Raw genomic sequence first — 23,305 nt, forward strand, 5'->3', positions numbered from 1 at the left:
TCATCGCGCTTCCCGCGGCCGCTCACGCGCAATTCATGGCGCGCTTCTTATGTAGCCCGCATGTACGCGGCAGCTCGGCATGATCGATACGGCGCGGCGCTGGCTGCGGCGGCGCTGACCGCGCTGCTCGGCTGGGCGCTGCTGGTCGGCCTCGCCGGCAAGGCGGTGCGCGAGCGGATCGACCAGGGGCTCGCCGTGTTTCAGCCCCTGCCACCGCCGCCGCGTCCTGAAGCCAAGATCACGCCGCGACGCGCGACGAGCCCGCGCCGCTCGGGCCGCGCCGCCCCGCCCAACATCCGGAGTCAGGCGACCCAGGTGGCGGCGCCGCGCCCGATCGTGGTCGTGCCCGTACCGCCCCCGCCGGTTACCGTCGCGCTGAAGCCGTTCGCCGGCAGCGCGCCGACACAGGGCGCGACCGAGCGGGTCGGCTCCGGCACCGGCGCGGGCGGAACGGGCGACGGCACCGGGAGCGGCGGCTGGGGCGATGGGGATGGTGGCGGCGGCGGTGATCGCGCTCCGATGTGGAAGCGCGGCCGGCTGACCGATGCCGACTATCCCGCCGAGGTCGGCGAGGCGGGCTTCCAGGGCACGGTCACCGTCAAGTTCCTGGTGTGGACCGACGGTCGCGTGCGCGACTGCGAGGTCATGCGATCGAGTGGAAACCAAGCGCTCGACGACACGACCTGCCGCCTGATCCAGCGTCGCTTCCGCTACGACCCCTCGCGTGACTCGTCCGGCCGACCGGTGCCGGCGTGGATCCTCGAGAATCACGAGTGGGTGATCGAGGCGGAGCCGGCGGCGCGCTGAAGATCGTCCCGCGCTGCTGCCGGCGGCGGCGGTGACGCTACCGCCGCGCCAGCTCGCGCCCGCCGGCGGGCTCCATCATCGCGCCGGCGACGTACGCCTCGTCCGTCACCTCCACCGTAGCGCCCAGCGCGGTCGCCGCGAAGAGCTTCTTGGCGAACGCCGCGGGCAGCCGCACGCAGCCGTGCGACGCCGGGAAGCCGGGATTGCGCCCGGCGTGGAGCGCGACGCCGTCCCAGGTCAGCCGCTGCATGAACGGCATCGGCGCGTCGTCGTAGAGGCTCGAACGGTGCATCGCCTTCTTCTCGAGGATCGTGAAGCGCCCGAGCGGCGTCGGCTTCTCGTCCGAGCCGGTCGACACCGACGAGGCCGCAATCATCTTGCTCCCGCGAAACACATAGGCGCGCTGGTCGGGAAGCGAGATCAGCACGCTCACCGGCCCGGTGGCGGCGGCGTCATCGGCCCAGAGGTACCGTCCGGGCGCCATCACCGCCGCCGCCTCGGTGATCGCGAGATCATCCATCGCTTGCGCCTGCGCCGACGGCACCACGCCGGCAGCCAATGTGAGTGCGCCGACCAGCGGCATCACGGCACGCACGATTCCACGAGCAGCGAATCGCCGCATCAAGGCCTCCATCACGATCGAAACTCCACCGCCACGCGCTCGCGCCCAGGCCGGTCACTGCAACAAACGCGTCGTGAGCCTTTTGGTGCCAGCGACGAAGCGTTGCGCTTTCACGGCAAGTGATCGGAACGAGCGCACGATACGCCGCAAACGTTGACGATCATTAACCAGGTCCATGCTATATCCCAGCCAATGGAGCGGGGATTAACCGAAGTGATGATGGACACGCACGACCGGGTGCATTCGCGCCGTGCTTTGCTGAAGACCGGTGGACTGTTCGCGGGTGCTCTGATGATCCCGGGCGCGGTGTCGGCTGGCATGCGCGATCGCGCGCGCGGCACACCGGAGAGCCTGGTGCCGAACGATTTCTTCCAGACGCCGCACGCCCCCGCGCCGCGCCCGGTGATGGCCGCGCCGGCGCGCCCGACCCCGATCTCGGCGCCCGGGGTCAACCCGCGGCTGTTGCAGCGCGCGATGGCCGCGCTCGAGCGTCACGGCGACCGTGTTGCGCAGCGTGACCGGATCGCCGTGGCCGACTTTAGCGCAGGCTCGAGCGAGCCGCGCTTCCACCTGATCAATCTGGAGAGCGGGCGCACCGTCTCCAAGCTGGTCGCGCACGGCAGCGGCTCCGATCCGACGCACACCGGTTATCTCCAGCATTTCTCCAATTCGGATGGTTCGAACGCCTCGTGTGAGGGTGCCTTTCTCGCGGCCGATTATTACGTCGGCAAGCATGGCAAGTCGCAGCGGCTGCTCGGCTTGGATCGCACCAACGACAACGCGCTGTCGCGCGCGATCGTGGTCCACGCCGCCTGGTACGCCAATCCCGAGATGATCCGCCAGCGCGGCATGCTGGGGCGCAGCCAGGGCTGTTTTGCGGTGGGCGAGAGCGAACTGGCCGAGGTGTTCGAGCGGCTCGGGCCGGGCCGGATGATCTACGCCGCCAAGGTGTGAGGCATCAGCCGCGGCGGTCGAATGCCGCCAGCTCGTAGGCGATCGACGCTTCCACCAGTCGCTCCCACAGCGCCGCGATCGCGTCGCCGGGCAGTCCCTGCGCTTCCGCCGCCGCGCGCGCGCGCGCGATCACCTGTGCCTTCCGCGCCTCGTCGCGAACGTGGCCGCGCTCGGGCTTGATGCGCGCCGCGGCGTCCATGTAGTCGAAGCGCCGGCGCAGCAGCGCGACCAGCTCGCGGTCGAGCGAGTCGACGCCCGCCCGCACCTCCGCCATGTTGCTGCAGTCGGGGCCGGCGAGGATTTCGGTCATGTCGCGCTGCCTGCCCGCGTGAGACGGCGCTGTCCAGTGCGACGACGCGCTGCCACGGCAGCGTCAGGTACCGCTCAAGGCCCGCACATACTTTCCGTCCGCCCAATGGCGAGTACCGCGGAGGCGGGCGATCACGGCGACCGGCGGCGGCCATTGACGGCGCACGTCAACCGGACTGGCGTGAGCCTTTAGCCGCGAAGCAGGACGCGACAGACCACCCGCTCAATGCAGAGCCACCGAACCACAGCATGAAGGCCGCCGCCTCTCCCAGAAGCAGGCATGCCACACCCGGCATACAGGCCGCGAGAACGAGGAGACGTCGCCATCGGGGTGACATGTCAGACCGGTCGCCGGCGGCCCGGCGCCGCTTCGGATCACGGATGCAGAGTGCCAGGATCGCGATCGTCGAGAGGGTGATCGCCACGAGCGCGGAGCCGACCATTGTCAAGCTTTCGCGGGATGGAAGAAGGGCGGCGTCACACAGGTGACGAGCGGCCACGACAGGAAGCAGTCCCTGCAAAGCCACAGGCCGGTCGCTGAAAAGGCAACGTCGAGCAGCGCGATGATCGGCTGGCCGGTGCTGATGGCCTCGCTCCAGCCCGGACCACCGGCGACGACCAAGCGGAGCAGCGGCAACGACACCATAACGCCGCCGGTTGCGCCGACGAGCAACCAGATCAAGAAGGCGTTCGACGTGGCGACGACGCCCGCGATGAGCGCCGCGCAGGACGCGATCAGAAACGCAGCGGTGGTCCAGTACACCGCGGTGCCGAGCGGCATCGTGACAAGGAACGCCGCCGACGCGACCACGAGTGCAAACGGCAGCCCGAACGCCACGACGCTCAGAACGCGCTCAAGCCAGGCGAATGTTCGCGCCTCACCGACACGCCGGACCACCCACAGGCGCATACCGGTGTAGGTCACGTAGCATATCGCGAAACCCAGCCCGAACCAGATCGCCTTCGACAACAAACCCGCGAACGTGCCGAAGTGAAGCGGTCCCATGATCCCCACCAGCGTACCGCCAGCGGAAGGAACGGCACCAACGTTCGGCTTGGCCCGAATGAACGATGCGTCAGCGCCGCTATAGAGCAGCGCCACTGGTTCGAGGCTGCCCATGGTGGGATTGTGGTAGCTCGTCACTTGTGCGTCCGCGCGGCCGAAATTCTCGATCGCCATGAAGGTCGGGACCTCGCCCGTCCGGCGGATCGCGTCGGCGCTGATGCGGTCCATGTTGCCGGTCGGAACCGGGCGCGGATCCGGCGTTCGGGGGCTGCCGAACACGGCCTTGGTCAGCGCTTCCACATCGCCGCCGAACGCGGCCATGGCCACCACCGGCACGCCAACGGTGCCGTAGAAGGAGAAAAAACTGCCGGTGAAGGCGAGGACGAAGGCGAAGGGAAGGCTCCAGGTGCCCGCGACGCTGTGCTTGTCGCGATGGGCCAGCACGGCATTGGCGCGACGGCGCAGCGTGAAGATGTCCTTGAAGAGGTGGCGATGGATCAGCAGGCCCGAGATCGCCGCCACCAGCATTGCCAGGCCTAGGATGCCCGTCAGCAACAGCCCCCAGGGATTAGGCACATGCAGCCGGACGTGCGTGTCCACCAGAAAGGCGCTGAGCGCATCGTCGTTGCGCGGTCCGAAGAGGTCATCGCTGTCGCCGGCAACGGTGCGCTGGATGCTGCCCGCGTTGTCGACCTGGTAATAGATGCCGCTTTCAGTCGGCACGCCCTTCGCGTTTAGTTCGTGACGGTGGTAGAAGGCGCCCAAGCCATGATCACCAATCTCGAAGAGATTGACCGCCTCGCGATAGCGCGGCGGCGTCGCGGCGGTAAGGCGGCGGAGCGTCGCATCGATCGGCTGTGCGAAGGCGGAGCGCGTGGCGACGTGCCCCGCCGACCATGCGCCGATCTCGTGCGCGAACACGGCCGCCGTGCCTGTCAGCACGACCGCGTAGAGGAGCAGGCCGAGCAGGATGCCAGACCAACCGTGAAGCGCGACCATCGCCTTGGTCTCGGGCCGGTCCAAATGGATCATCGCACAGCCTTTGCCGCCACGGGCGATGACAAGAGTCGCGGAGCGACCATTCCCGCGTGGATCAGCAGCAGCGCCGCGGCGACGAACGCGACCCGCGCGATGCTGCGATCCAGGCAGGCGTGAAAGAACAGCAGCGCCCAGATCAGCGGCGCCAGCACGAGCGGAAAAGCAAGATTGTCGATGCCGGCCGCGCCGCCGGGCAGCCACAGCGGCATGCCCGCCAGCAGGGCAAGCGTCACCACGATCGCTCCCGGCCCGGCGAGCAGGACGCGCATCAGTCGGGTCGAGGACGGTCGCGCGGCCATGTGCGTCGCTTGGGGCATCGCCACTGCTTAAAAAGGACCATCGCTGAGCGCAAGGCAGATGCTATTGATACGTTGTCGCAAAGTTAGGGGCGGCGGGTCATGGGGGACGAACAGAGCAGGCTCGCGCAGGGAGAAGTTGATCATGAAGGCGCGCGTCGCTGCTCCGCCATACCACCTGAGCGACAGTCGCCGTCGCGCTCGAGCGTCGGGCGTTGTCTCGGCGCGTCGCCGTCTTGATTGCCGTTGCTCACAGGCGCCACGACAATCGCGCATAGTAGAAGCCGCCGCTGAGACCGAACGGCGCGAAGTTCCCGTAGGCGCCCGACCCATCCGAGTTGATGATGCCGTTACGCTCCGGATACACGTCGAAGAGGTTGCTCGCGCCCACCGCCAGGTTCACGTGCTCGGTCACGTCCACGCCCAGGTCGAGATCGGCAACCAGCCGTGCGCCGAACGTTCGGTCGCCCGTCGCGACGTTGCTCGATTCGGTGTAACGCCCCCACCGCGTCAGACGGGTGAGCGCGTGCAGCCGCCCGTGCGTCCAGTCGATCGTTCCCACCGCCTTGCTCCGTGGAGTCGCCGCCACGAGATCCTGCTGCGCCTGGCGGCCGAACAGGACGACGTTCAGGTTGCCCAGCGCCGACGGGTTATCGATCACCTTGAGGATGCGCGTCTTGTTGTAACTATAAGCGGCCGACAACCGGAAGCGGCCAAGCGCGCCCGCCTCCCAGCGATATTCCGCCACGGCATCGATGCCGCGCGTGCGCGTGTCGATCGCGTTGGTGAAGAACTGCGCACTGTCCACACCGGTGACGCCATTGGCCACCAGGATGTTGCGGATGGCGGTGCCGCCATTCGCCGTGGTGCCCAGAAATTCGGTCTTCACGATGCGATCGTCCACCCGGATCTGATAGGCGTCGAGTGTCAGCCGCGCCCCGCCGCGATCGAAGGTAAGCCCGGCGGTATAATTGAGCGATTTCTCCGGCTTCAGCGGCGACGCACCGAGCGCCTGAGCGGCGATGCTGTTGACCGGCAGGAACTTGGAGACGGTCGACACGCGCTCGTTGCCGACGATGGTGACGGTGTTCTGCGTCGTGGAGAAGCCGGTCTGGGCCAGCGACGGCGCGCGGAAGCCGGTGTTGACGCCACCGCGGAGCGCGATACCGGGCGCGAGTTCCACCCGGGTCGAGAACTTCCCGGCCACCGCGTCACCGGCACTGTCGTCATAATGTTCGAATCGCCCGGCCACGCCGACGAACCATCCCCGCATGAGGGTGGTGGACAGATCGACGTAGCCGGCGACGTTGTTGCGGCTGAGCGTGGCGGCGTCGGTAGGCGATGTGCCGGTGAACGAGACGAGACCCGGCGACGGCGACCGGCCGCCGTAGAGGAGCCCGAACGGCGTTCCGTCGCGCGGGATAACGTAGCCGCCATCACGATAGCTGTCGGGTTCACCCGCCTGATTGCGGAACCGCTCCCAGCGATGCTCCGCACCCACCGCGACGGTGAGCGGTTCGGCGACGCCGATGTCCACGTCGCGACTGATATCGAGATTGTTGACCCATAATTGCTGGCTCTGCTGCCCCATGAAGAAGCGCGTCTTGCTGTCGGGGCCGAGCGAGGGATTGAGCGTATTGTCCGCGCCCAACCGGACGCGATCTTCACCGTAGCTCGACGACAGGTCCCAGCGCCAGCCAGCCGCCTCCCCCTTCAGCCCGAGCGTCCCTTGCCAATCCCACTCGCTGATCCGCCGGTAGGCCTGGAACCCCGCAGGATAGAGCTGCTGCAGGCTGTTGAAGCCCTGCGGGTTGGCGAGCCCTCCATAGCCGGTCGGGGATGGGAAATACGCCCCGCGCGCGTCCCGAATGCGACGGTAGCTCAGCGTGGAGGTCGTGTAGAGCGACAGGTCGGCCGCGATCGGCAGCGCGGCATTGAGGGAGCTGTTGACGATGATGTCGCGGTTGGATCGCCCGTAGCCGCCGGCGATCAGATGATCCGCGTCTGCCTCGCGCGGATCGGCCTGGCCGTTGACCAGCGGGTAGAGCCTGGGGACGGCTTCCGCCGAAGAGGTCGCGCGATCATGGTATTTCGCTTCGACCGAGAAGCGCGCGAAGCCGCCCTCGGTCCCCAGCCGCGTCCCCCACCCGATCTGCTGCTGGAGCAGTTCGCCGCCTTTCTCGTAAAGCTGCCCCGCGGTGGTGGCCAGCTCGCCGCCCACCGTCGCGTCGTCGAGAATGATGTTGATCACGCCGGAGATCGCGTCGGAGCCATATTGCGCCGCCGCGCCGTCGCGCAGCACCTCGATCCGACCGACCGCATTGGTGGGGATCAGGTCGATGTCGACCGGGGTCGACCCGCCCGACACGCGCGACAGATTGTTGATGAGCGACGTGGTGTGGCGGCGCTTGCCGTTGACCAGCACGAGCAGATAATCGCCCGACAGCCCGCGGATCGAGATCGGGCGCACGCTCGCCGACGTACCGCCGCCGCCCAGAGCGGGCATCGTCAGCGACGGCACGATGTTGCCGAGCACCTCCTTCAATCCGGTGCGACCGGTCGCGCGAAGTTCATCGCGCGCGATCACGTCGATCGGCACCGGGCTGTCCGCCACGGTGCGCGCGACGCCGCTGCGTGATCCGGTGACCACCACGTCGCCCTGATCCTCCGTCGCGGGGCCGGGCGCGCCATCGGCCGCTGATACGTCGGCGGCGCGAGCGACGTCGGCCGGGACGTTACCGGCGGCCTCGGCGTGCGCAACGCCGATGGCCGTGAATGCCGCCAGCATCGTGCCGGTGACCAAGGTCTTGTTCATGTCCCTCCCTCTCGATGTCGAATGACACAGCGCCGCCTTTCCCCGCCGACGCGCGGCGGGGTCCTCCCCTCGTTCTCGTTTGCTGGTGCCGCCGCTCAGGCGCCGGCGGGCGGCACGAAGGCCTTCGCGATGTCGCGTGTTCCGGCGACGGTGCCGGCCTGGCGGAACGTCTTCAGCACCCGTCGCTGGTCGTCGATCACCTTGGCGTCGATCGGCACGCTGCGACGGCCGTTCTTGATCGCGTAATCACGCGCGATATCGGCGGGCAGCCCGGTTTCGCGCGCGAGCACCGCGGCATAATCGTCCGGGTGCGTCCGCGCCCAGTCGAGCGCCTTGGCTTCGCGCGCCAGGAAGTCGTCGAGCAACGCGCGGTGTTCCTTGACGGCGCGATCGTTCGCGACATCGAAGCCATAGCCGCTGACCAGATCATGCCCGTCCACCAGCACGCGCGCGCCTTCCTTCAGCGCCATCGGCAGATACGGCGTCCAGATCGCCCAGGCGTCGATCCGGCCGGAACTGAATGCCGCTTTGGCATCGCCGGGCGCGAGGAAGGTGAAGCGCACGTAATCGGCCGGCAGCCCGGCCGCCGCCAGCGCCGCGAGCGCGAGATGATGCCCCACCGACCCGCGCGTGGTCGCCACCGTCTTGCCCTTCAGGTCGGCGAGTTGGCGCGCCGGCGACGCGGCGCGCACCACCAGCGCCAGCGCGCCGCGCGGACGCTCGGCGACATATTGCGCGCCGACCGCCTTGATCGGCGCACCGCTCTGATAGGCGAACATGAACGGTGCATCGCCGACGAGCCCCAGATCGACCGATCCCCCCGCGATCGCCTCCAGCAGATGCTGCGCCGCCGGGAATTCCGACCAGTCGACGGTATAAGGCGCGCCGTCGAGCGCATGGCTCGCCAGCATCACCGCCTTGGTGCCGCCGCGCTGGCTGCCGACGTGAAGGACCTCGCGCGTGTCCTTCGCCCCACACGCGGCAAGCGCGAGCAGCGCGGCGACGGCGGCGGCGATGCGGCTCACGCCGCGGACCTGTCGCGTTCGCGCGCCGCGTCCGCGGCGGCGACGCGTGCGCGCACCAGAGGCAGCAGCTCGCGGCCGTACACGATCGCGTCGTCCAGCGGCTCGAATCCGCGGATGAGGAAGTGGTCGATCCCGAGGTGATAATAATCGAGGAAGGCGTCGGCGACTTGCTCCGGGGTACCGACCAGACCGGTGGAATTGCCCTGCGCCCCGCCGACCGCCGCCAGCCCTGTCCACAGCCGCGTGTCGGCGCGATAGCCCGCCTCCGCCGCCTTCAGCAGGCGCTGCGCGCCGGCATGGGGCGGCGCATGGTCCTTCGTTTCCAGTCCGGCATCGGCGCGGATCGAGCGGACGATCTCGACGATCTCGTCGGCGCGCTTCCACGCCGCTTCCTCCGTGTCGGCGACGATCGGGCGCAGCGACAGGGAGAAGCCTGGCGCGCGATTGTACCGCGCCGCCGACGCGCGGATGCCGGCCACTGCCTCGCGCACCTGTGCCTGCGTCTCGCCCCACAAGGCGTAGACGTCGGCGTGACGTCCCGCGACGTCGATCGCTTCTGGCGACGAGCCACCGAAGAATACAGGCAGGTTCTGCGGCTTGATCGCGGCATAGCCGCCGCGGATCCGATAGAAGTCGCCGTCATGATCGAACGGCGTCTCCGACGTCCACTCGCGGCGCAGGATCGTCAGATACTCGTCGGTGCGGCGGTAGCGCTCCGCCTTGTTGGTGCGGTCGCCGTCCTTCTCCATCTCGCTGTCCGCGCCGCCGGTGATGATATGGACCGCGACCCGGCCACCCGACAGCTGGTCGAGCGTCGCGAGCTGGCGCGCGGCGACGGTCGGCTGCGTGAAGCCGGGGCGATGCGCGATGAGAAAGCCGAGCTTCGTCGTCCGCGCCGCTGCATGCGCGGCGACGATCTGGCTCTCGGGCGAGTTCGAGCCAAACGGAATCAGCACGCGGTCAAACCCACCTTCTTCCTGCGCGGCGGCGGCTTGCTCGACATAATCGCGATCGAGCGGGCGCAACTGCCTCGGACCGTGGATCTCGCTCTCGTTGTTGAAGCCGATATAGCCGATGAACTTGACGGTCATGGTGCGAACTCCTTCGATGATGGTCAGATGACGTAGAAGCCGTGGGTGCCGTCACGCGCGAGCTGGTCGACCAGACCGTATTCCCATTCGAGATACGCCTGCATCGCGACAGCGGGATTGTCGGTACCTTCGTACGGCCGGCGGTAGCGTCCCTCGCGTCCGCGCGGCGGCACCGCGTCGGCATCCCCCGTGGCGGATGCGCCGATGGGGTCGGTGAGCACGAGAACCTCCCATCCCATCTGCGCGAGCCACGAGGCGGTCATGTCGGCGCGCACGCCGCGATCGTCGGCCAGCACGATGCGCGCGCCGCGCACCGGGGCGAAATGATCGGTCTCTTGCACGAGCTGACCGCCTGGGGCGGAGCGGAAGCCAGCGGGATGAGCTGCCGCATATTCCTCGGGCGTACGCACATCGAAGCGGTAGAGCGTCCGCCTAGCGTCGGCGGCGATGGCGGACAGCTCATGCCGGTCGATCTGGCGCACGCCGGCGCGGTACGCGACCTGGCGGGCGCGGCGGCGCGCCTCGTCGGCAAGGTCGTCATCGACCTCGGGGAAGCGCGTCTTGGAACCCTGCGCCAGCGGCTTCCCCGCCAGCGTCCAGCCGATCGTGCCGTTGCGCAGCGCACGCACCGGGTTGGGCACACCGGCGTTGATGAGCGACTGCGTGCCGATGATGCTGCGCGTCCGCCCGGCGCAATTGACGATGATCGTCGTCGCCGGATCGGGTGCGATCGCGCGCGCGCGCAGCACCAGTTCGGCACCGGGCACGCTGACCCCGCCGGGCAGGCTCATCGTGGCATATTCGTCGAAGCGCCGCGCATCGAGGATCGCGATGTCGGCGCGGTCCGCGATCAGCCCATGCACTTCCTCGGCCGAGAAGGACGGGGTGGCGCGGCGATGCTCCACCAGCTCGCCGAACGCCTTGGCATAGCTGTTGACGTCCTCGAACAGCTCATGGCCGGCCGCCCGCCACCCCGTCAGACCGTCCTCCATCAGCCGCACGTCGCGATAGCCCAGAGCGCTGAACCGTTTCCTCGCCGCCTCTTCGTCACCGTCGCCGTAGAGGATCAGCGTGCCGTCGCGGCGCGGCCACCGCGCCGCTGCCTCGACCTCGATCCGGTCCAGCGGCACTTGCGCCGCAAACAAGGGATGACCGGTGGCGAACGCGGCCTCGTCGCGGGTGTCGATCAGCGCGACCTCCGCTCGGGCGAGCAACGCCGCGCGGACGTCGCGCGGGTGGATGGTGGCGGTCATGGCAGCAACGGCTCCAACGGGGCGTAGCCGGAGATGAAGCGCTTCGCTTGTCCGGCGTCGTCATAGGTGGCGCGCTCGACCGCCCCGATATCCGCGCCATAGACGTGGATCGAAACGGAGGTGCGATCGTCATAGGCGTTCGCGACACGGTGGATGTCACCGATCCAGGGCGACACCGCATCCACGGCGCCGGCCGACAGGCGGATCGCGGCGCCGGTCGCCCGCAACGTCCCCTCCTCGTCGCGACGGAATCGCTGCACCAGTTCCGCGCCGCGCAGGACTCCGACCAATCCCCAGACGCGGTGGTCGTGCACCGGCGTCGCCTGACCAGCCCCCCAGACGAAACTGACCACCGAAAAGCGCGAACCCGGATCGCGATACAACAGATATTGCCGGTAGCGGGCGGGATCCGGCGCGGCATACGCCTCTGGTAGCCAGTCGTCCCTCGCCACCAGGTCGCGGAGCAGCACGTCGCCGCCGGACAGGATCGTCGCCTCGTCGGTCGCGCCATCGACCAGCGCGCGAAAGGCAGCAGCGAAAGCCGCGAAGCGCGTGTCGGTCATTCCGCGGCCTCCGCGACATGACCGGCCACCGCGTCGGCATAGCTGCCGCTCGCCGCCTCCACGCCCAGAGCAGCGAGCAGCCGCCTCCGCAGCTCTCGCACCGCGCCGCTGCGCTGCCCCCGCTCGGCGGCGATCCGCTCCTCCAGCGCGATCCGGCCGCGATCGAGCACCAGCACGCGGTCGGCGAGCGCGATCGCCTCGTCCACGTCGTGCGTGACGATCAGTACGGCCGGGCGGTGCGTCCGCCACAACTTGAACACCAGCTCGTGCATCCGCATACGCGTGAGCGCGTCCAGCGCGGCGAAGGGTTCGTCCAGCAACAGCAATTGTGGCTCGCGCACCAGCGCTCGCGCCAGCGCGGTGCGCTGCGCTTCGCCGCCCGACAGCGTCAGCGGCCAAGCGTCCGCCCGGTGCGACAAGGCGACTTCGGCCAGCGCCACATCAGCCCGTGCGCGCGCCGCGGCGCGCGGCAGACCCAACGCGACATTGGCCCACACCTTCTTCCACGGCAACAACCGGGCGTCCTGAAACACGACCGCACGCGCGGACGGGATCGCCACGTCCTGCCCCTCCGCCGCGTCGAGGCCGGCGAGTGTGCGCAGCAGCGTCGTCTTGCCGCTCCCGGAGTGACCGAGCAGCGCCACGAACTCGCCCCGCGCCACGTCCAGATCCAGCTGGTGCAGGATGGTGTTGGTGCCGAAGCGGCGGGTCAGACCGCGCAGCCGGACGACCGGCGCCGCGTCGCGAACCGTGGGAAACATGGTGACGCTCATCGGATCAGGCCTCCACCAGCTTGGGCCGCCACGCGAGCGCACGATCTTCGAGCGTGCGCACGATCAGGTCCGCGCCCAGCCCGAGCAACGCGTAGACCATCAGGCAAACGACGATGATGTCGGTGCGCATGAAGTCGCGCGCGTTGTTGACGAGGAAGCCGAGTCCGGCGCTCGCATTGATCTGCTCCGCGATCACCAGCATGACGATGGCGATGGTCAGCGCATAGCGCAGCCCGACCAGCAACGATGGCAGCGCTCCCGGCAGGATGACGTGCACGATCAATTGCCAGCGATCGAGCCCGAAGCTGGACGCCGCATCCAGCAGCCGCCGGTCGACGCCGCGGATACCGTTGTAGAGGTTGAGATAGACGGGAAAGAGCGTGGCAAAGGCGATCAGCGCGACCTTGGTGGTCTCCCCGATGCCGAACCACACGATGAACAACGGCGCGAGCGCCACCACGGGAATGGCGCGCTTGATCTGCAACAGCGGGTCGACCCACGCCTCTCCGGCGCGCGACAGCCCGGCGATCAGCGCCAGCACGACGCCGGTGCCGAACCCGAATGCGAGCCCCAGCGCCACGCGGCGGAAGGAAACGAGCAGGTTCGCAGGCAACTCGCCCGACGCGATCATGCCCAGCATCGTCGCGAACACCGCCGAGGGTGCCGCCAGGACATGCTGCGGGATCAGGCCGGCGCGCGAGGCCAGCTCCCAGCTCGCCAGCAGCAGCAGCGGGGTGAGCAGGCGCGAGCGAGCGACACGGCGCGTGCCGGAGCGCAAGGGCGAGGAAGAGGGCAGATCAACCATGCCCCCAGCCTCCCGATAATCCCTACTGATTCAATGGAGTTTAGCTGCTATGACCTATTAGCCCTGCTTGTGGGTCCGGCGTTCCGCCGCGGCGCCCGGGAAAGGTTGGGGGATCTATGCACCATTGCCGCTTCTGTAGCTCTCCGCCGCCGCAGCGGAGCCGGACATGCCGGTGAACCTGCCCACCAACATGCTGCGCAGCTTCGCTGCGATCGTCGACTCCGGGTCGATGCTCAATGCGACCGAACGGGTGTTCGTCACCCAGTCCGCGCTCAGCCTTCAGATCAAACGTCTCGAAGAGCTGATCCAGCAGACCTTGTTCCACCGCGACGGTCGCCGGCTCGCGCTGACACCCGCCGGCGAGCTGCTGCTGGGATATACGCGCCGCATCCTTGCGATCCACGACGAAGCCGTGGCGGCGGTCAGTGCCGGCGCGTGCGCAGGGCCGGTGCGGATCGGGATGGTGCAGGACTTCGCCGATCTGCTGCTCGGCGGGCTGCTGGCCCGTTTCGGTGAGCTTCATCCCGAGGCGCAGATCTTCGCCAGGGTGGCAGGCACGGCGGAGCTGCAACAGATGCTGGAGCGTGCGCAACTCGATCTCATCATCGGCTATGCCGCGACCGACGACGCGCGGGCGCTGCGCGTGGCGCCGACGCACTGGTACGGCGCCGAGGCGCTCGCGATGCGGGACGAGATCCCGCTGGTAGTGCTGGAAAAGCCCTGCCGCTTCCGCGAGGCGGCGATCGCCGCGCTGGACGCGGCCGGACGGCGCTGGCGCATCGCCGTGGAGACGCCGAACCTCTCGACACTCAAGGCGGCGGTCGTCGCGGGGCTCGGGTTGACGAGCCGGACCGGCCTGTTCCTGCGCGACCTCGTGCCGCTGCGCGCTGAAGGCTTGCCGGTGCTGCCGGACGTCTCGTGCATCCTGCTGCGTGGCGACGGCGTGGGCGCCGCTGCGACACGCCTGGCGCATCTCGCCGCGGAGGAGGTCTGCGCGCTTCCGGACCTATAGGTAAAACTCAATTCCTGATCAGACTTCCGCGTTGGTACGCCTTTGTCGAAGCGGACTAGCCTTCCAGTGTCCCATCAGGAGGCACGTCATGGCTATTGCAACGCTGACCCGAGACAATCCGCAGCCGCATACCGATAGGCTGACCGTCGAGCAGCTTACACCGATCATCGGCGCGGAGATTAGCGGCGTCGACTTGCGCGAAGCGCTGGACAGCGCGACGCGTGACCAGCTCTATTCGCTTCTGCTTCGCCACAAGGTGCTGTTCTTCCGCGATCAGCAGATCGACCGCGACCAACAGCTCGCCTTCGCGCGTCATTTCGGCGAACTCTACGCGCACCCTACCGGTGGGTTGCAGAGCCATCGCATCATCCAGCCGATCGCCGCCGCCGATTTCATCAAACACGACGTGCGCGAGAACCATTGGCACACGGACACCAGCTGGCGGCTCAACCCGGCACTAGGGGCCGTACTGCGCGCCGAGCACATCCCCCCGGTCGGCGGCGACACGATCTGGGCGAACGGCGGCGCGATCCTGCGCGGCCTGCCGGAGGATCTGCGGGCGGCGATCGATGACCTCTACGTCGTTCATGATTATCAGTCCGCACTGGCTCGAGCGGGCGAGATCTATCCGCTCGTCGCCCATCCCGCGATCCGGACGCACCCGGAAACGGGTGAAGACATTTTCTGGATCAACTTCAGCCTGAAACCTCGCTTCGTCGATCTCGATCGCACGGAGAGCGATGCCTTGCTCGCCCGGCTGTACGACGAAGTGAAGAAGCCCGAGCATAGCGTCCGCTTCCGGTGGACGCCCGGTGCGATCGCCTTCTGGGACAATCGCGCCGGACTGCATTATCCCGTGCGCGATTACGGCGACTTCCCGCGCGTCATGCACCGCGTCCTCATCGCCAGCGACGACATCCCGCATCGCGTCCGCCCCGCACAGGCAGCCGCCGCATGACCGCGACGCTGCGCGCCCGCTTCGAGGCCCTGGAAGCGGAACGAGAGCGCGACTGGTCGCCCGACCGGCTGCGCGCCAACCGGGCGCAGCGACAGGTGCTGGTGGATCGCTTCGACCGCACGGCGGTGGTGCACGAAGGGCAGCCGGTCGCGCCGTTCACGCTTGAGACGCCCCACGGTCCGGTGACGCTGGAGGAGTTGACGCGCGATGGCGATCTGCTCCTCATCTTCTTCCGCTTCGCCGGCTGTCCGGCGTGCAACATCGCGCTGCGTTATTACGACGAGGAGCTGGCCGGCCCGCTTGCCGCGCAAGGCGTACGCATCGTAGCGGTTACGCCGCATCTGCAGGAAAAGGGCGCGGACGCCATCCGCACACGTCATGGCCTCGGCTACACCGTCGCGACCGATCGCGGCAACGCGCTGGCCCGCAGGTTCGGCCTCGCCTTCCTCCCCGAGGAGCCCGCGCCAGCACCTAGCGGAGGCGGCGAGTGGATCGGTAGCCTCACCGGATTGGGCACCGGCGAATTACCGCAACCGGCTCTCGTTCTGATCGGGGAGGACCGCATAGTGCGATTTGCCGACGTGAGTCCCGATTGGCTTCGGCGCACCGAGGCAAATTCGGTATTGGAGAGGATCGCTCTAACCAACACACCGGCGGCCGTTCACTAACCACACCTGCTGATGATCAGGTGGCGACTCGGGGCGAGACCATGGACCGACGTGGTGCTGCGTGGCGGTCGCGGCGGTGCAGTCTACTGGCCGGCAGCGCGCCGCCCCTGAGCCGCCACGCCTAATTCGCCCCCTCGCTCGAGATCACGCCCGGCACCTGTTGGACGTGTGATGAACTGCGATGCCGGCCCGAAATGTCTCGCAGTGACAGCCTGACGCGTGCCGGCAGGCGACGGCTCGACGCCATCGACATGCTGCATGGGCCGGTGATCGTGCTCATGGTGCTCGACCCCGTCCGCCACTGCGTCGGGTCGGCACGCTGTGGCACCCCCTACGTACATGGTTCTGGTCACTGCCCGCGGCAGCGCCTTGCCACCTGAACATGCTGCCGAACGCGGTGACCCGCCTCGTCGAGAAGGCCGCGGTCGACGACGCCAGGGGCTAGTCATCCGAAGAGGTCCGGCAAAGCCCGACGATCTACGTTGACGACCACGCCGGGAATGTGGCACTCGGCCGTCGGATCGCACGCAGGTCTGAAAACCGGGATGGTAGACCGGGGTCTCAGAAGTGATCCGAGCAGCGCTAAGTCGTTGTTCCGCGGGTGTAGCTCAATGGTAGAGCAGAAGCTTCCCAAGCTTACGACGAGGGTTCGATTCCCTTCACCCGCTCCACTACTCCCGCTGCGTTCATCCCGCCTTACCAATCGTTAACCAGCGGATGCTAACGTCCGCCCCGACACCAAGGGGGGGATGTTCCGCGTGGCCTCGCAGCCCAGTACCGACAACCGGCGCGACCCGCGCTTCAGTACCGAGTGCCGCGCGATGGCGCGCGTTGCGATCTCGGTGACCATCCTCGACGTCTCGGCCAACGGGCTACGCGCGCGCATCTCGCTGCCGCTCGCCGTGGGGACGTTGCTTAAATTCTCGCTGCCGGGCGGGAGCGAGCATCACGCGCGGGTCGCGTGGCACGACGGTGGCGTGTTCGGCTGCGAGTTCATGAAGACGCTCAACTCGCACGAGTTGCGCCGCGTCGTCGAGGCGAGCAGCAACGCCGCACCGGTCGCGATCAGCGGCTGAGCGGGGCCGCCCGCATCTCGACCCGCCGGGCCGCACGGTCGATGCGGACGGAGAACTCGGGCAGCCGCAGCTCGAAGCCGTCCGCGTCACCCCAGTCCGGGTCGCGCATCGGCGCGCCGTCGAGCCGATACCAGCGCGCGTCGTGACGCAGGACCGGGTCGCGCAGCGCGGGGAGCGCGCGGCGCAATGTCGCCAGCTCGGCGACGAAGTCCTCCAGCGCGACGTCGCGCCCCGCCCAGTCGAGCCACGTGGTGGCATTGTCCTGCGCATAGGCGTTGTTGTTGCCATGCTGGGTGCGGCCGAACTCGTCGCCCGCGGTGAGCAGGACGGTGCCGCGCGTGGCGAACAGCGTTGCCAGCAGCGCGCGCGCGTCGGCGGCGCGGCGGGCCAGCACCATGGGATCGTCGCTCCCGCCCTCGACGCCGTTGTTCCACGCGATCTCGCTGCCGTGCCCGTCGCGATTGTCCTCGCCGTTGGCGTGGTTGTGCCGCTCGGCATGGGCGACGAAGTCGGCGAGCGTGAACCCGTCATGCGCGGCGACGAAGCTGACGCCGCGCGCCCGCTCGGGGCCGAAGACATCGCTGGAGCCCGACAACCGCGTCGCGAGCGCCCCCATGCCGCCGTCGCCGCGCCAGAAGCGGCGCACGTCGTCGCGGTAGCGGTCGTTCCACTCCCACCAGCCCTCCGGAAAGGCGCCGAGCTGGTAACCGCCCGGCCCCGTGTCCCATGGTTCGGCGATCATCATGCGGTCGCGCAGCAGCGGGTCGGCGGCGATCTCGGCGAAGATCGGCGCGTCGGCGGCGAAGCCGGGGCCGCGCGCCATCACCGTGGCGAGGTCGAAGCGGAAACCGTCGACGCCCGCCTGCGCGACGAAGTGGCGCAGCGAGTCGCACACCAGCGCGCGCACCCAGCCCTGCGCGAAGTCGAGCGTGTTGCCGGTACCGGTGTCGTTGATCAGCGTGCCGTCGGGGGCGCGCGCATAAGCGGTGTCGTCGAGCCCGCGCAGCGACAGCGTCGGGCCGAGCTCGTCGCTCTCGCCGGTGTGGTTGAAGACGAGGTCGAGGATCGTGCCGATCCCCGCCGCGCGCAGCGCCGCGACCGTGTCGCGCAGCTCGCGCACGCCACCGGGCACCAGCCGCGGGTCGAGCGCCATCGGCACGACCGGGTTGTAACCCCAGGCGTTACGTAGCCCGAGCGGCGGGAGGTGGCGCTCGTCGATCCAGGCGGTGATCGGCATCAGCTCGACCGCGTCGACCTCGACCTTGAGCAGGTGCGCGAGCACCGCAGGGTGCGCCAGCGCGGCGACGGTGCCGCGCTGTGCCGCGGGCACGTCGGGGTGCAGCATGGTGAAGCCGCGGACGTTGATCTCGTAGATCAGCCCGCCCGCGCGCGGCAGCGGCGGGAGGTCGAGCGTGGGCAGCAGGGCGCGCACGATCGCTCTCGGCACCAGGGCGGCGGTGTCGGCCCCGCGCTCGGCCAGCCGCGGGTCATAAGCGAACGGTCGGTCGAGCTCGATCGCGTGCGGGTCGACGAGCAGCTTGGCCAAGTCGAACGGCGGCTCACCCTCCGCGCGCAAGCCATAGCGCGTGCCCTCGCCGATGCCGGCGACATGGACGCGCCAACCCTCGCCGTCGCGCGCCATCGCGACGCGGTGTTCCTCCTCGCCGTCGAACAGGCACAGCCACAACGCCACCGCGGCGGGCGCGCGCACCGTGAAGGTGACGCCGCCCGCCTCGATCGTCGCGGTCACGTCACGACGTCGGGGCGCTCGCGGCCGGTGTGCTGGCGGATCGCGGCGAGTTGCTCGGCCGCGGCGACGATGTCGGCGAGCATGTCGCCCGTCTCCTCGTCGAGCTGGCCGCCCGCTGGCTCATAGCGCTCGAGATAGACGCGCAGCGTCGCGCCGCTGGTGCCGGTGCCCGAAAGGCGGAAGACGACGCGGCTGCCGCCCTCGAACAGCACGCGCACGCCCTGGTTGCGGCTGACCGATGCGTCGGTCGGGTCCTCATAGGCGAAGTCGTCGGCTTCGGCGATCGTCAGCCCGGCGACCGACGTGCCCGGCAGCGACGCGAGCTTGCCGCGCAACTCGCGCATCAGCGTGTCCGCCGCGGCGCTGTCGACGCCCTCATAGTCGTGGCGCGCGTAATAGTTACGGCCGTAGGTCGCCCAATGCTCGCGCGCGATCTGGTCGACGCTCTTGGCCGTCCCCGCAAGGATGTTGAGCCACAGCAGCACCGCCCACAGCCCGTCCTTCTCGCGGACGTGATCGCTGCCGGTACCCGCGCTCTCCTCGCCGCAGATCGTCGCCATACCGGCGTCGAGCAGATTGCCGAAGAACTTCCAGCCGGTCGGCGTCTCATAAGCGGGGATGCCGAGCTTCTCGGCGACCCGGTCGGCCGCGGCGCTGGTCGGCATCGAGCGCGCAATGCCCTTGAGCCCGCTCTTGTACCCCGGCGCGAGATGCGCGTTGGCGGCGAGCATCGCGAGGCTGTCCGAGGGGGTGACGAAGCGGCTGCGCCCGATGATGAGGTTGCGGTCGCCGTCGCCGTCCGAGGCCGCGCCGAAATCGGGCGCGTCGGCCGACATCATCAGCTCGTACAGTTCGTGCGCGTGCACGAGGTTGGGGTCCGGATGATGGCCGCCGAAATCCTCCAGCGGCATGCCATTGCGCACCGTGCCGGGCGCGAAGCCGAGCCGCCGCTCGAGGATCTCGGTGGCGTACGGCCCCGTTACCGCGCTCATCGCGTCGAATGCCACGGTGAGCCCGGCGGCGCGGATCGCGGCGAAGTCGAACAATCGCTCCATCAGCGCGGCATAATCGGCGACGGGATCGATCACCTCGACCGTCATGCCCTCCACGGTCACCTCGCCGGGCGAGTCGAGGTCGACGTCGGCGCTGTCGGCGGCGTGCCACTCGCTCAGCGACAGGGTGCGGGCGTGAATCGCCTCGGTCACCTTCTCGGGCGCGGGGCCGCCGTTCGCGACATTGTACTTGATCCCGAAATCCTCGTCGGGGCCGCCGGGATTGTGGCTCGCCGACAGCACCAGCCCGCCGAGCGCGCCGCGCTGGCGGATCACGTTCGAGGCGGCGGGGGTCGAGAGGATGCCGCCCTGCCCCACCACGACGCGTGCGAAGCCGGCGGCCGCGGCCATGCGGATCGCCTTCTGGATCACGACCCGGTTGAGGTAGCGACCGTCGCCGCCGATCACGAGCGTCGCGCCCTGCTTGCCTTCGACCACGTCGAACACCGACTGGATGAAGTTCTCGGCGTAGTTGGGCTGCTCGAACACGCGCACCTTCTTGCGCAGCCCCGAAGTGCCGGGCTTCTGGTCGTCGAACGGGGTGGTGGCGGTGGTGACGATCATGCGGCGAGCAGCTCCCTGTACAATGACGCGTAACGGCGACCGCTCGTCGCCCAAGAGAAGTCGGCCGCCATGCCGGCGCGCTGGATCTGCTCCCAGCGCTCGGCATCGGCGTAGAGGTCGGTCGCCAGTGCGATCGCACCCACCAGTGACTCGTATGTGACGGTATCGAACTGAATACCGGTGGCAACCCCCGCCGCCAATGCGGCGGCATTGGCGTGGATCACGGTGTCGGCGAGCCCACCGGTGCGCGCCACCACGGGCACGCAGCCGTAAGCGAGGCCGTAGAGCTGGGTCAGCCCGCACGGCTCGAAGCGCGACGGGATCAGGATCGCATCGCTGCCTGCCTGGAGCAGGTGCGACAGCGCCTCGTCATAGCCGAGCCGCACGCCGATCTGGCCGGGGAAACGCTCCGCAGCGTCGCGGAAGGCCTGTTCGAGCCAGGCGTCACCCGAGCCGAGCAGCGCCAGCCGTCCGCCCCGCTCGACCAGCGCGGGAATTGCGTCGGCGAGCACGTCCATGCCCTTCTGCCACGTCAGCCGGCTGACGACGCAGAAGATCGCGCCCTCGCCGGGGTCGAGCGCAAAGGCCTGCTCCACCGCGCGCTTGTTGACGGCGCGGCGGGCGAGCGTGGCGGCGTCGTAACGCGCCGGCAGCGACGGGTCGGCGGACGGCGACCACACTGCGGTGTCGATGCCGTTGACGATCCCGCTGACGCGGCGCTGTCGCGTACGGATCAGCCCCTCCAGCCCCATGCCGAAGTCGGGCGAGAGGATCTCGCGCGCGTAAGTCGGGCTCACCGTGGTGATCGCGTCGGCGGACTCGAGCCCGGCCTTGAGGTAGCCGACCCCGCCGTAATATTCGACGCCGTCGACGGCGAAGGCGAGCGCGGGCAGGGCCAGCGAGGCGAAGATGCCCGCGTCGTAGCGGCCCTGGAAGGCGATGTTGTGGATCGTCATCACCGTTCGCGGCACGGCCGGCGCAGGCGGCGCGAAGCGGAGATAGGCCGGCGCGAGCCCCGACTGCCAGTCGTGCGCGTGGAGTACGTCGTAGCGCTCGCCCGCCACCGCGCCGCCCGCGACGTCCGCCGCGGCGCGCGCGAAGGCGGCGAAGCGGCGCCAATTGTCGTCCCAGTCGCGCCCGGCCGGGTCGCCATAAGGGCCACCCTCGCGCGCGAAATAGCCCGGCGCGTCGAGCACCAGCAGGCGATGGCCCGCGATCTCGCCCTCGAGCAGCTGCGCCGGGGCACCGAGCAGGTCGGGCCAGCGGTGCAGCGGCGCGCCCAGCGCGTGACTCACCTCGCCTGAACCGCCGTGCTCCTGCTGGGAGGAAGCAGCCTCCAGCGCGGCGAGGACCCGGGGGTAGCCCGGCAGGAAGGTGGTGACGTCGACGCCGTGCGGCGCGAGCGCGGCGGGCAGCGCGCCGACCACGTCGCCCAGCCCGCCGGTCTTCACCAGCGGATAGGCCTCGGACGCGACCGAGAGGACGGAGATCGCCATGTCAGCCGAGGCGATCGATCATCGGCTGCGTGATCAGGCACACGCCCTTCTCGGTGCGGCGGAACCGATGTGCGTCAAGCTCCGGATCCTCGCCGACGATCAGCCCGTCGGGGATGATCACGCCGCGATCGAGCACCACCTTGCTCAGCTTGGCGCCGCGACCGATGTGGCAATGCGGCAGCACCACCGCCTCGTCGAGCGACGAGAAACTGTGCGCGCGCACGCCGGTCGATACCAGGCTGCGATGCACGTTCGAGCCCGAGATGATCGTGTCGCCCGCGATCAGGCTAGACACCGCTTGGCCGCGCCGCCCCTCGATGTCGTGGACGAACTTGGCGGGCGGCGTGAGCTCGGAATAGGTCCACAGCGGCCACTCGCGGTCATACAGGTCGAGCTGCGGCACCACGTCGGTGAGGTCGATGCTCGCTTCCCAATATGCGTCGACCGTGCCGACGTCGCGCCAATAGGCCGCGGGCTCGTCGGGCGAACGGACGCAGCTGGCGGAGAAGCGGTGCGCATAGGCGTTTCCGTTCTTCACCAGATACGGGATGATGTCCTTGCCGAAGTCGCGCGCCGAACCCTCCGTAGCGGCATCGCGGCGCAGCTGGTCGATCAGCAGCCGCGTGTGGAAGACGTAAATGCCGAGACTGGCGAGCGCGAGATCCGGCTGACCAGGGATCGACGGCGGATCCGCGGGCTTCTCGACGAAGTCGATGATGCGATCCTGCTCGTCAACGTGCATCACACCGAAGGCGCTCGCCTCCATACGCGGCACTTCGAGACACGCGACGGTGACGTCGGCACCGCTGTCGCAGTGCTGCCGCAGCATGATCTCATAGTCCATCTTGTAGATGTGGTCGCCTGCCAGGATCACCATGAACTCGGGCGTGATATCCTGGATGATGTCGATGTTCTGATAGACCGCATCGGCGGTGCCCTCATACCATTGGAACTCGCTGATCCGCTGCGAGGCCGGCAGGATATCGAAGCTCTCGTTGCGCTCGGGGCGAAGGAAGTTCCAGCCGCGCTGCAGATGCCGGATCAGCGAATGGGCTTTATACTGCGTTGCAACACCGATCCGCCGGATGCCCGAGTTGATCGCGTTCGACAGCGCGAAATCGATGATCCGGCTCTTGCCGCCGAAGTAGACCGCCGGTTTGGCCCGCGTGTCGGTGAGTTCCTTGAGGCGGCTACCGCGCCCGCCGGCCAGAACATAGGCCATGGCGTCACGTGCCAGCGGCTGACCTCTGCGTTCGTCCACGTCAGACTCCTCCCTGTACCGTCTTTACTGCCGCGCTCGTGCCGGTTAGGCTCGGAACGCTCGAGCAGATTCCGCGTTGCTCAGTCAGTGATGGCGTATCAAGGAACGACA

General features: G+C 68.7%; 21 protein-coding genes and 1 tRNA gene. 7 read left to right on the forward strand and 15 right to left on the reverse strand.

The annotated features are described in order from the left end of the window. Nucleotides 1-60 precede the first annotated feature (60 nt). A complete protein-coding gene (locus QBJ89_RS17185; RefSeq protein WP_277981699.1) occupies nt 61-807 on the forward strand; it encodes an energy transducer TonB in 747 nt (248 codons plus the stop codon). Between the two features lie 37 nt (nt 808-844). Here QBJ89_RS17185 and QBJ89_RS17190 read toward each other — a convergent pair whose 3' ends face one another. After that, entirely contained in the window at nt 845-1,429 is a 585-nt protein-coding gene (locus tag QBJ89_RS17190) for a L,D-transpeptidase family protein (RefSeq protein WP_277981700.1), read from the reverse strand. 216 nt (nt 1,430-1,645) lie between these two features. Here QBJ89_RS17190 and QBJ89_RS17195 point away from each other — a divergent pair, with 216 nt between their 5' ends. After that, complete coding sequence (locus tag QBJ89_RS17195; RefSeq protein WP_277981756.1) at nt 1,646-2,383, forward strand: murein L,D-transpeptidase catalytic domain family protein; 738 nt, start codon at nt 1,646-1,648, stop codon at nt 2,381-2,383. A gap of 4 nt (nt 2,384-2,387) precedes the next feature. Here QBJ89_RS17195 and QBJ89_RS17200 read toward each other — a convergent pair whose 3' ends face one another. The 10 genes from QBJ89_RS17200 to QBJ89_RS17245 form a co-directional block, all read right to left on the reverse strand. Next, the gene (locus QBJ89_RS17200) at nt 2,388-2,693 is read right to left on the reverse strand and encodes a chorismate mutase (protein ID WP_277981701.1); all 306 of its coding nucleotides are present in this window, start codon (nt 2,691-2,693) and stop codon (nt 2,388-2,390) included. A gap of 444 nt (nt 2,694-3,137) precedes the next feature. Beyond that, entirely contained in the window at nt 3,138-4,730 is a 1,593-nt protein-coding gene (locus QBJ89_RS17205) for a PepSY-associated TM helix domain-containing protein (protein WP_277981702.1), read from the reverse strand. Then, nucleotides 4,727-5,005, reverse strand: coding sequence for a hypothetical protein (locus QBJ89_RS17210; protein WP_277981703.1), 279 nt, complete (start codon nt 5,003-5,005; stop codon nt 4,727-4,729). Before QBJ89_RS17210 ends, QBJ89_RS17205 begins: the two co-directional genes overlap by 4 nt. 277 nt (nt 5,006-5,282) lie before the next feature. Continuing rightward, nucleotides 5,283-7,847: a TonB-dependent receptor plug domain-containing protein gene (locus QBJ89_RS17215; RefSeq protein ID WP_277981704.1), complete on the reverse strand. Its 2,565-nt coding sequence runs from the start codon at nt 7,845-7,847 to the stop codon at nt 5,283-5,285. A 95-nt stretch (nt 7,848-7,942) separates the two neighbouring features. Then, nucleotides 7,943-8,872 carry an ABC transporter substrate-binding protein gene (locus QBJ89_RS17220; protein WP_277981705.1) on the reverse strand — a complete coding sequence of 310 codons (930 nt, stop codon included), beginning with the start codon at nt 8,870-8,872 and terminating at the stop codon, nt 7,943-7,945. Continuing rightward, a complete protein-coding gene (locus QBJ89_RS17225; protein ID WP_277981706.1) occupies nt 8,869-9,963 on the reverse strand; it encodes an LLM class flavin-dependent oxidoreductase in 1,095 nt (364 codons plus the stop codon). Before QBJ89_RS17225 ends, QBJ89_RS17220 begins: the two co-directional genes overlap by 4 nt. A gap of 23 nt (nt 9,964-9,986) precedes the next feature. Next, on the reverse strand, nt 9,987-11,216 hold the full coding sequence (locus QBJ89_RS17230) for a rhodanese-like domain-containing protein (RefSeq protein ID WP_277981707.1): 1,230 nt from the start codon (nt 11,214-11,216) through the stop codon (nt 9,987-9,989). Beyond that, complete coding sequence (locus QBJ89_RS17235; RefSeq protein ID WP_277981708.1) at nt 11,213-11,779, reverse strand: cysteine dioxygenase; 567 nt, start codon at nt 11,777-11,779, stop codon at nt 11,213-11,215. Before QBJ89_RS17235 ends, QBJ89_RS17230 begins: the two co-directional genes overlap by 4 nt. After that, on the reverse strand, nt 11,776-12,552 hold the full coding sequence (locus tag QBJ89_RS17240) for an ABC transporter ATP-binding protein (RefSeq protein ID WP_277981709.1): 777 nt from the start codon (nt 12,550-12,552) through the stop codon (nt 11,776-11,778). Before QBJ89_RS17240 ends, QBJ89_RS17235 begins: the two co-directional genes overlap by 4 nt. 4 nt (nt 12,553-12,556) lie before the next feature. Then, entirely contained in the window at nt 12,557-13,357 is an 801-nt protein-coding gene (locus QBJ89_RS17245; RefSeq protein WP_277981710.1) for an ABC transporter permease, read from the reverse strand. Between the two features lie 166 nt (nt 13,358-13,523). Here QBJ89_RS17245 and QBJ89_RS17250 point away from each other — a divergent pair, with 166 nt between their 5' ends. The 5 genes from QBJ89_RS17250 (at nt 13,524) to QBJ89_RS17270 (ending at nt 17,071) form a co-directional block, all read left to right on the forward strand. After that, a complete protein-coding gene (locus tag QBJ89_RS17250) occupies nt 13,524-14,369 on the forward strand; it encodes a LysR substrate-binding domain-containing protein (RefSeq protein ID WP_277981711.1) in 846 nt (281 codons plus the stop codon). 31 nt (nt 14,370-14,400) lie between these two features. Continuing rightward, on the forward strand, nt 14,401-15,327 hold the full coding sequence (locus QBJ89_RS17255) for a TauD/TfdA dioxygenase family protein (RefSeq protein ID WP_277981712.1): 927 nt from the start codon (nt 14,401-14,403) through the stop codon (nt 15,325-15,327). After that, on the forward strand, nt 15,324-15,995 hold the full coding sequence (locus tag QBJ89_RS17260; RefSeq protein ID WP_277981713.1) for a peroxiredoxin-like family protein: 672 nt from the start codon (nt 15,324-15,326) through the stop codon (nt 15,993-15,995). The genes QBJ89_RS17255 and QBJ89_RS17260 overlap by 4 nt, the downstream gene beginning before the upstream one ends. A gap of 597 nt (nt 15,996-16,592) precedes the next feature. Next, nucleotides 16,593-16,666: transfer RNA gene (locus QBJ89_RS17265), tRNA-Gly, on the forward strand. Nucleotides 16,667-16,753: 87 nt separating this feature from the next. Continuing rightward, nucleotides 16,754-17,071 carry a PilZ domain-containing protein gene (locus tag QBJ89_RS17270; RefSeq protein WP_277981714.1) on the forward strand — a complete coding sequence of 106 codons (318 nt, stop codon included), beginning with the start codon at nt 16,754-16,756 and terminating at the stop codon, nt 17,069-17,071. Here QBJ89_RS17270 and QBJ89_RS17275 read toward each other — a convergent pair. Genes QBJ89_RS17275 through glgC form a run of 4 tightly spaced genes read right to left on the reverse strand, consistent with a single transcriptional unit; the run spans nt 17,061 to nt 23,194 of the window. Then, nucleotides 17,061-18,821: a glycogen debranching protein gene (locus QBJ89_RS17275; protein WP_277981715.1), complete on the reverse strand. Its 1,761-nt coding sequence runs from the start codon at nt 18,819-18,821 to the stop codon at nt 17,061-17,063. The two genes, QBJ89_RS17270 and QBJ89_RS17275, sit on opposite strands and share 11 nt — an antisense overlap. Then, entirely contained in the window at nt 18,818-20,437 is a 1,620-nt protein-coding gene (locus QBJ89_RS17280; RefSeq protein WP_277981716.1) for an alpha-D-glucose phosphate-specific phosphoglucomutase, read from the reverse strand. The genes QBJ89_RS17275 and QBJ89_RS17280 overlap by 4 nt, the downstream gene beginning before the upstream one ends. Continuing rightward, nucleotides 20,434-21,933, reverse strand: coding sequence for a glycogen synthase GlgA (gene glgA / locus QBJ89_RS17285; RefSeq protein ID WP_277981717.1), 1,500 nt, complete (start codon nt 21,931-21,933; stop codon nt 20,434-20,436). Before glgA ends, QBJ89_RS17280 begins: the two co-directional genes overlap by 4 nt. Before the next feature lies 1 nt (nt 21,934). Beyond that, a complete protein-coding gene (gene glgC / locus QBJ89_RS17290) occupies nt 21,935-23,194 on the reverse strand; it encodes a glucose-1-phosphate adenylyltransferase (protein WP_277981718.1) in 1,260 nt (419 codons plus the stop codon). Between the last annotated feature and the right edge of the window lie 111 nt (nt 23,195-23,305).

It is taken from the genome of Sphingomonas phyllosphaerae (assembly GCF_029623345.1).
GTDB lineage: Bacteria > Pseudomonadota > Alphaproteobacteria > Sphingomonadales > Sphingomonadaceae > Sphingomonas > Sphingomonas phyllosphaerae_C.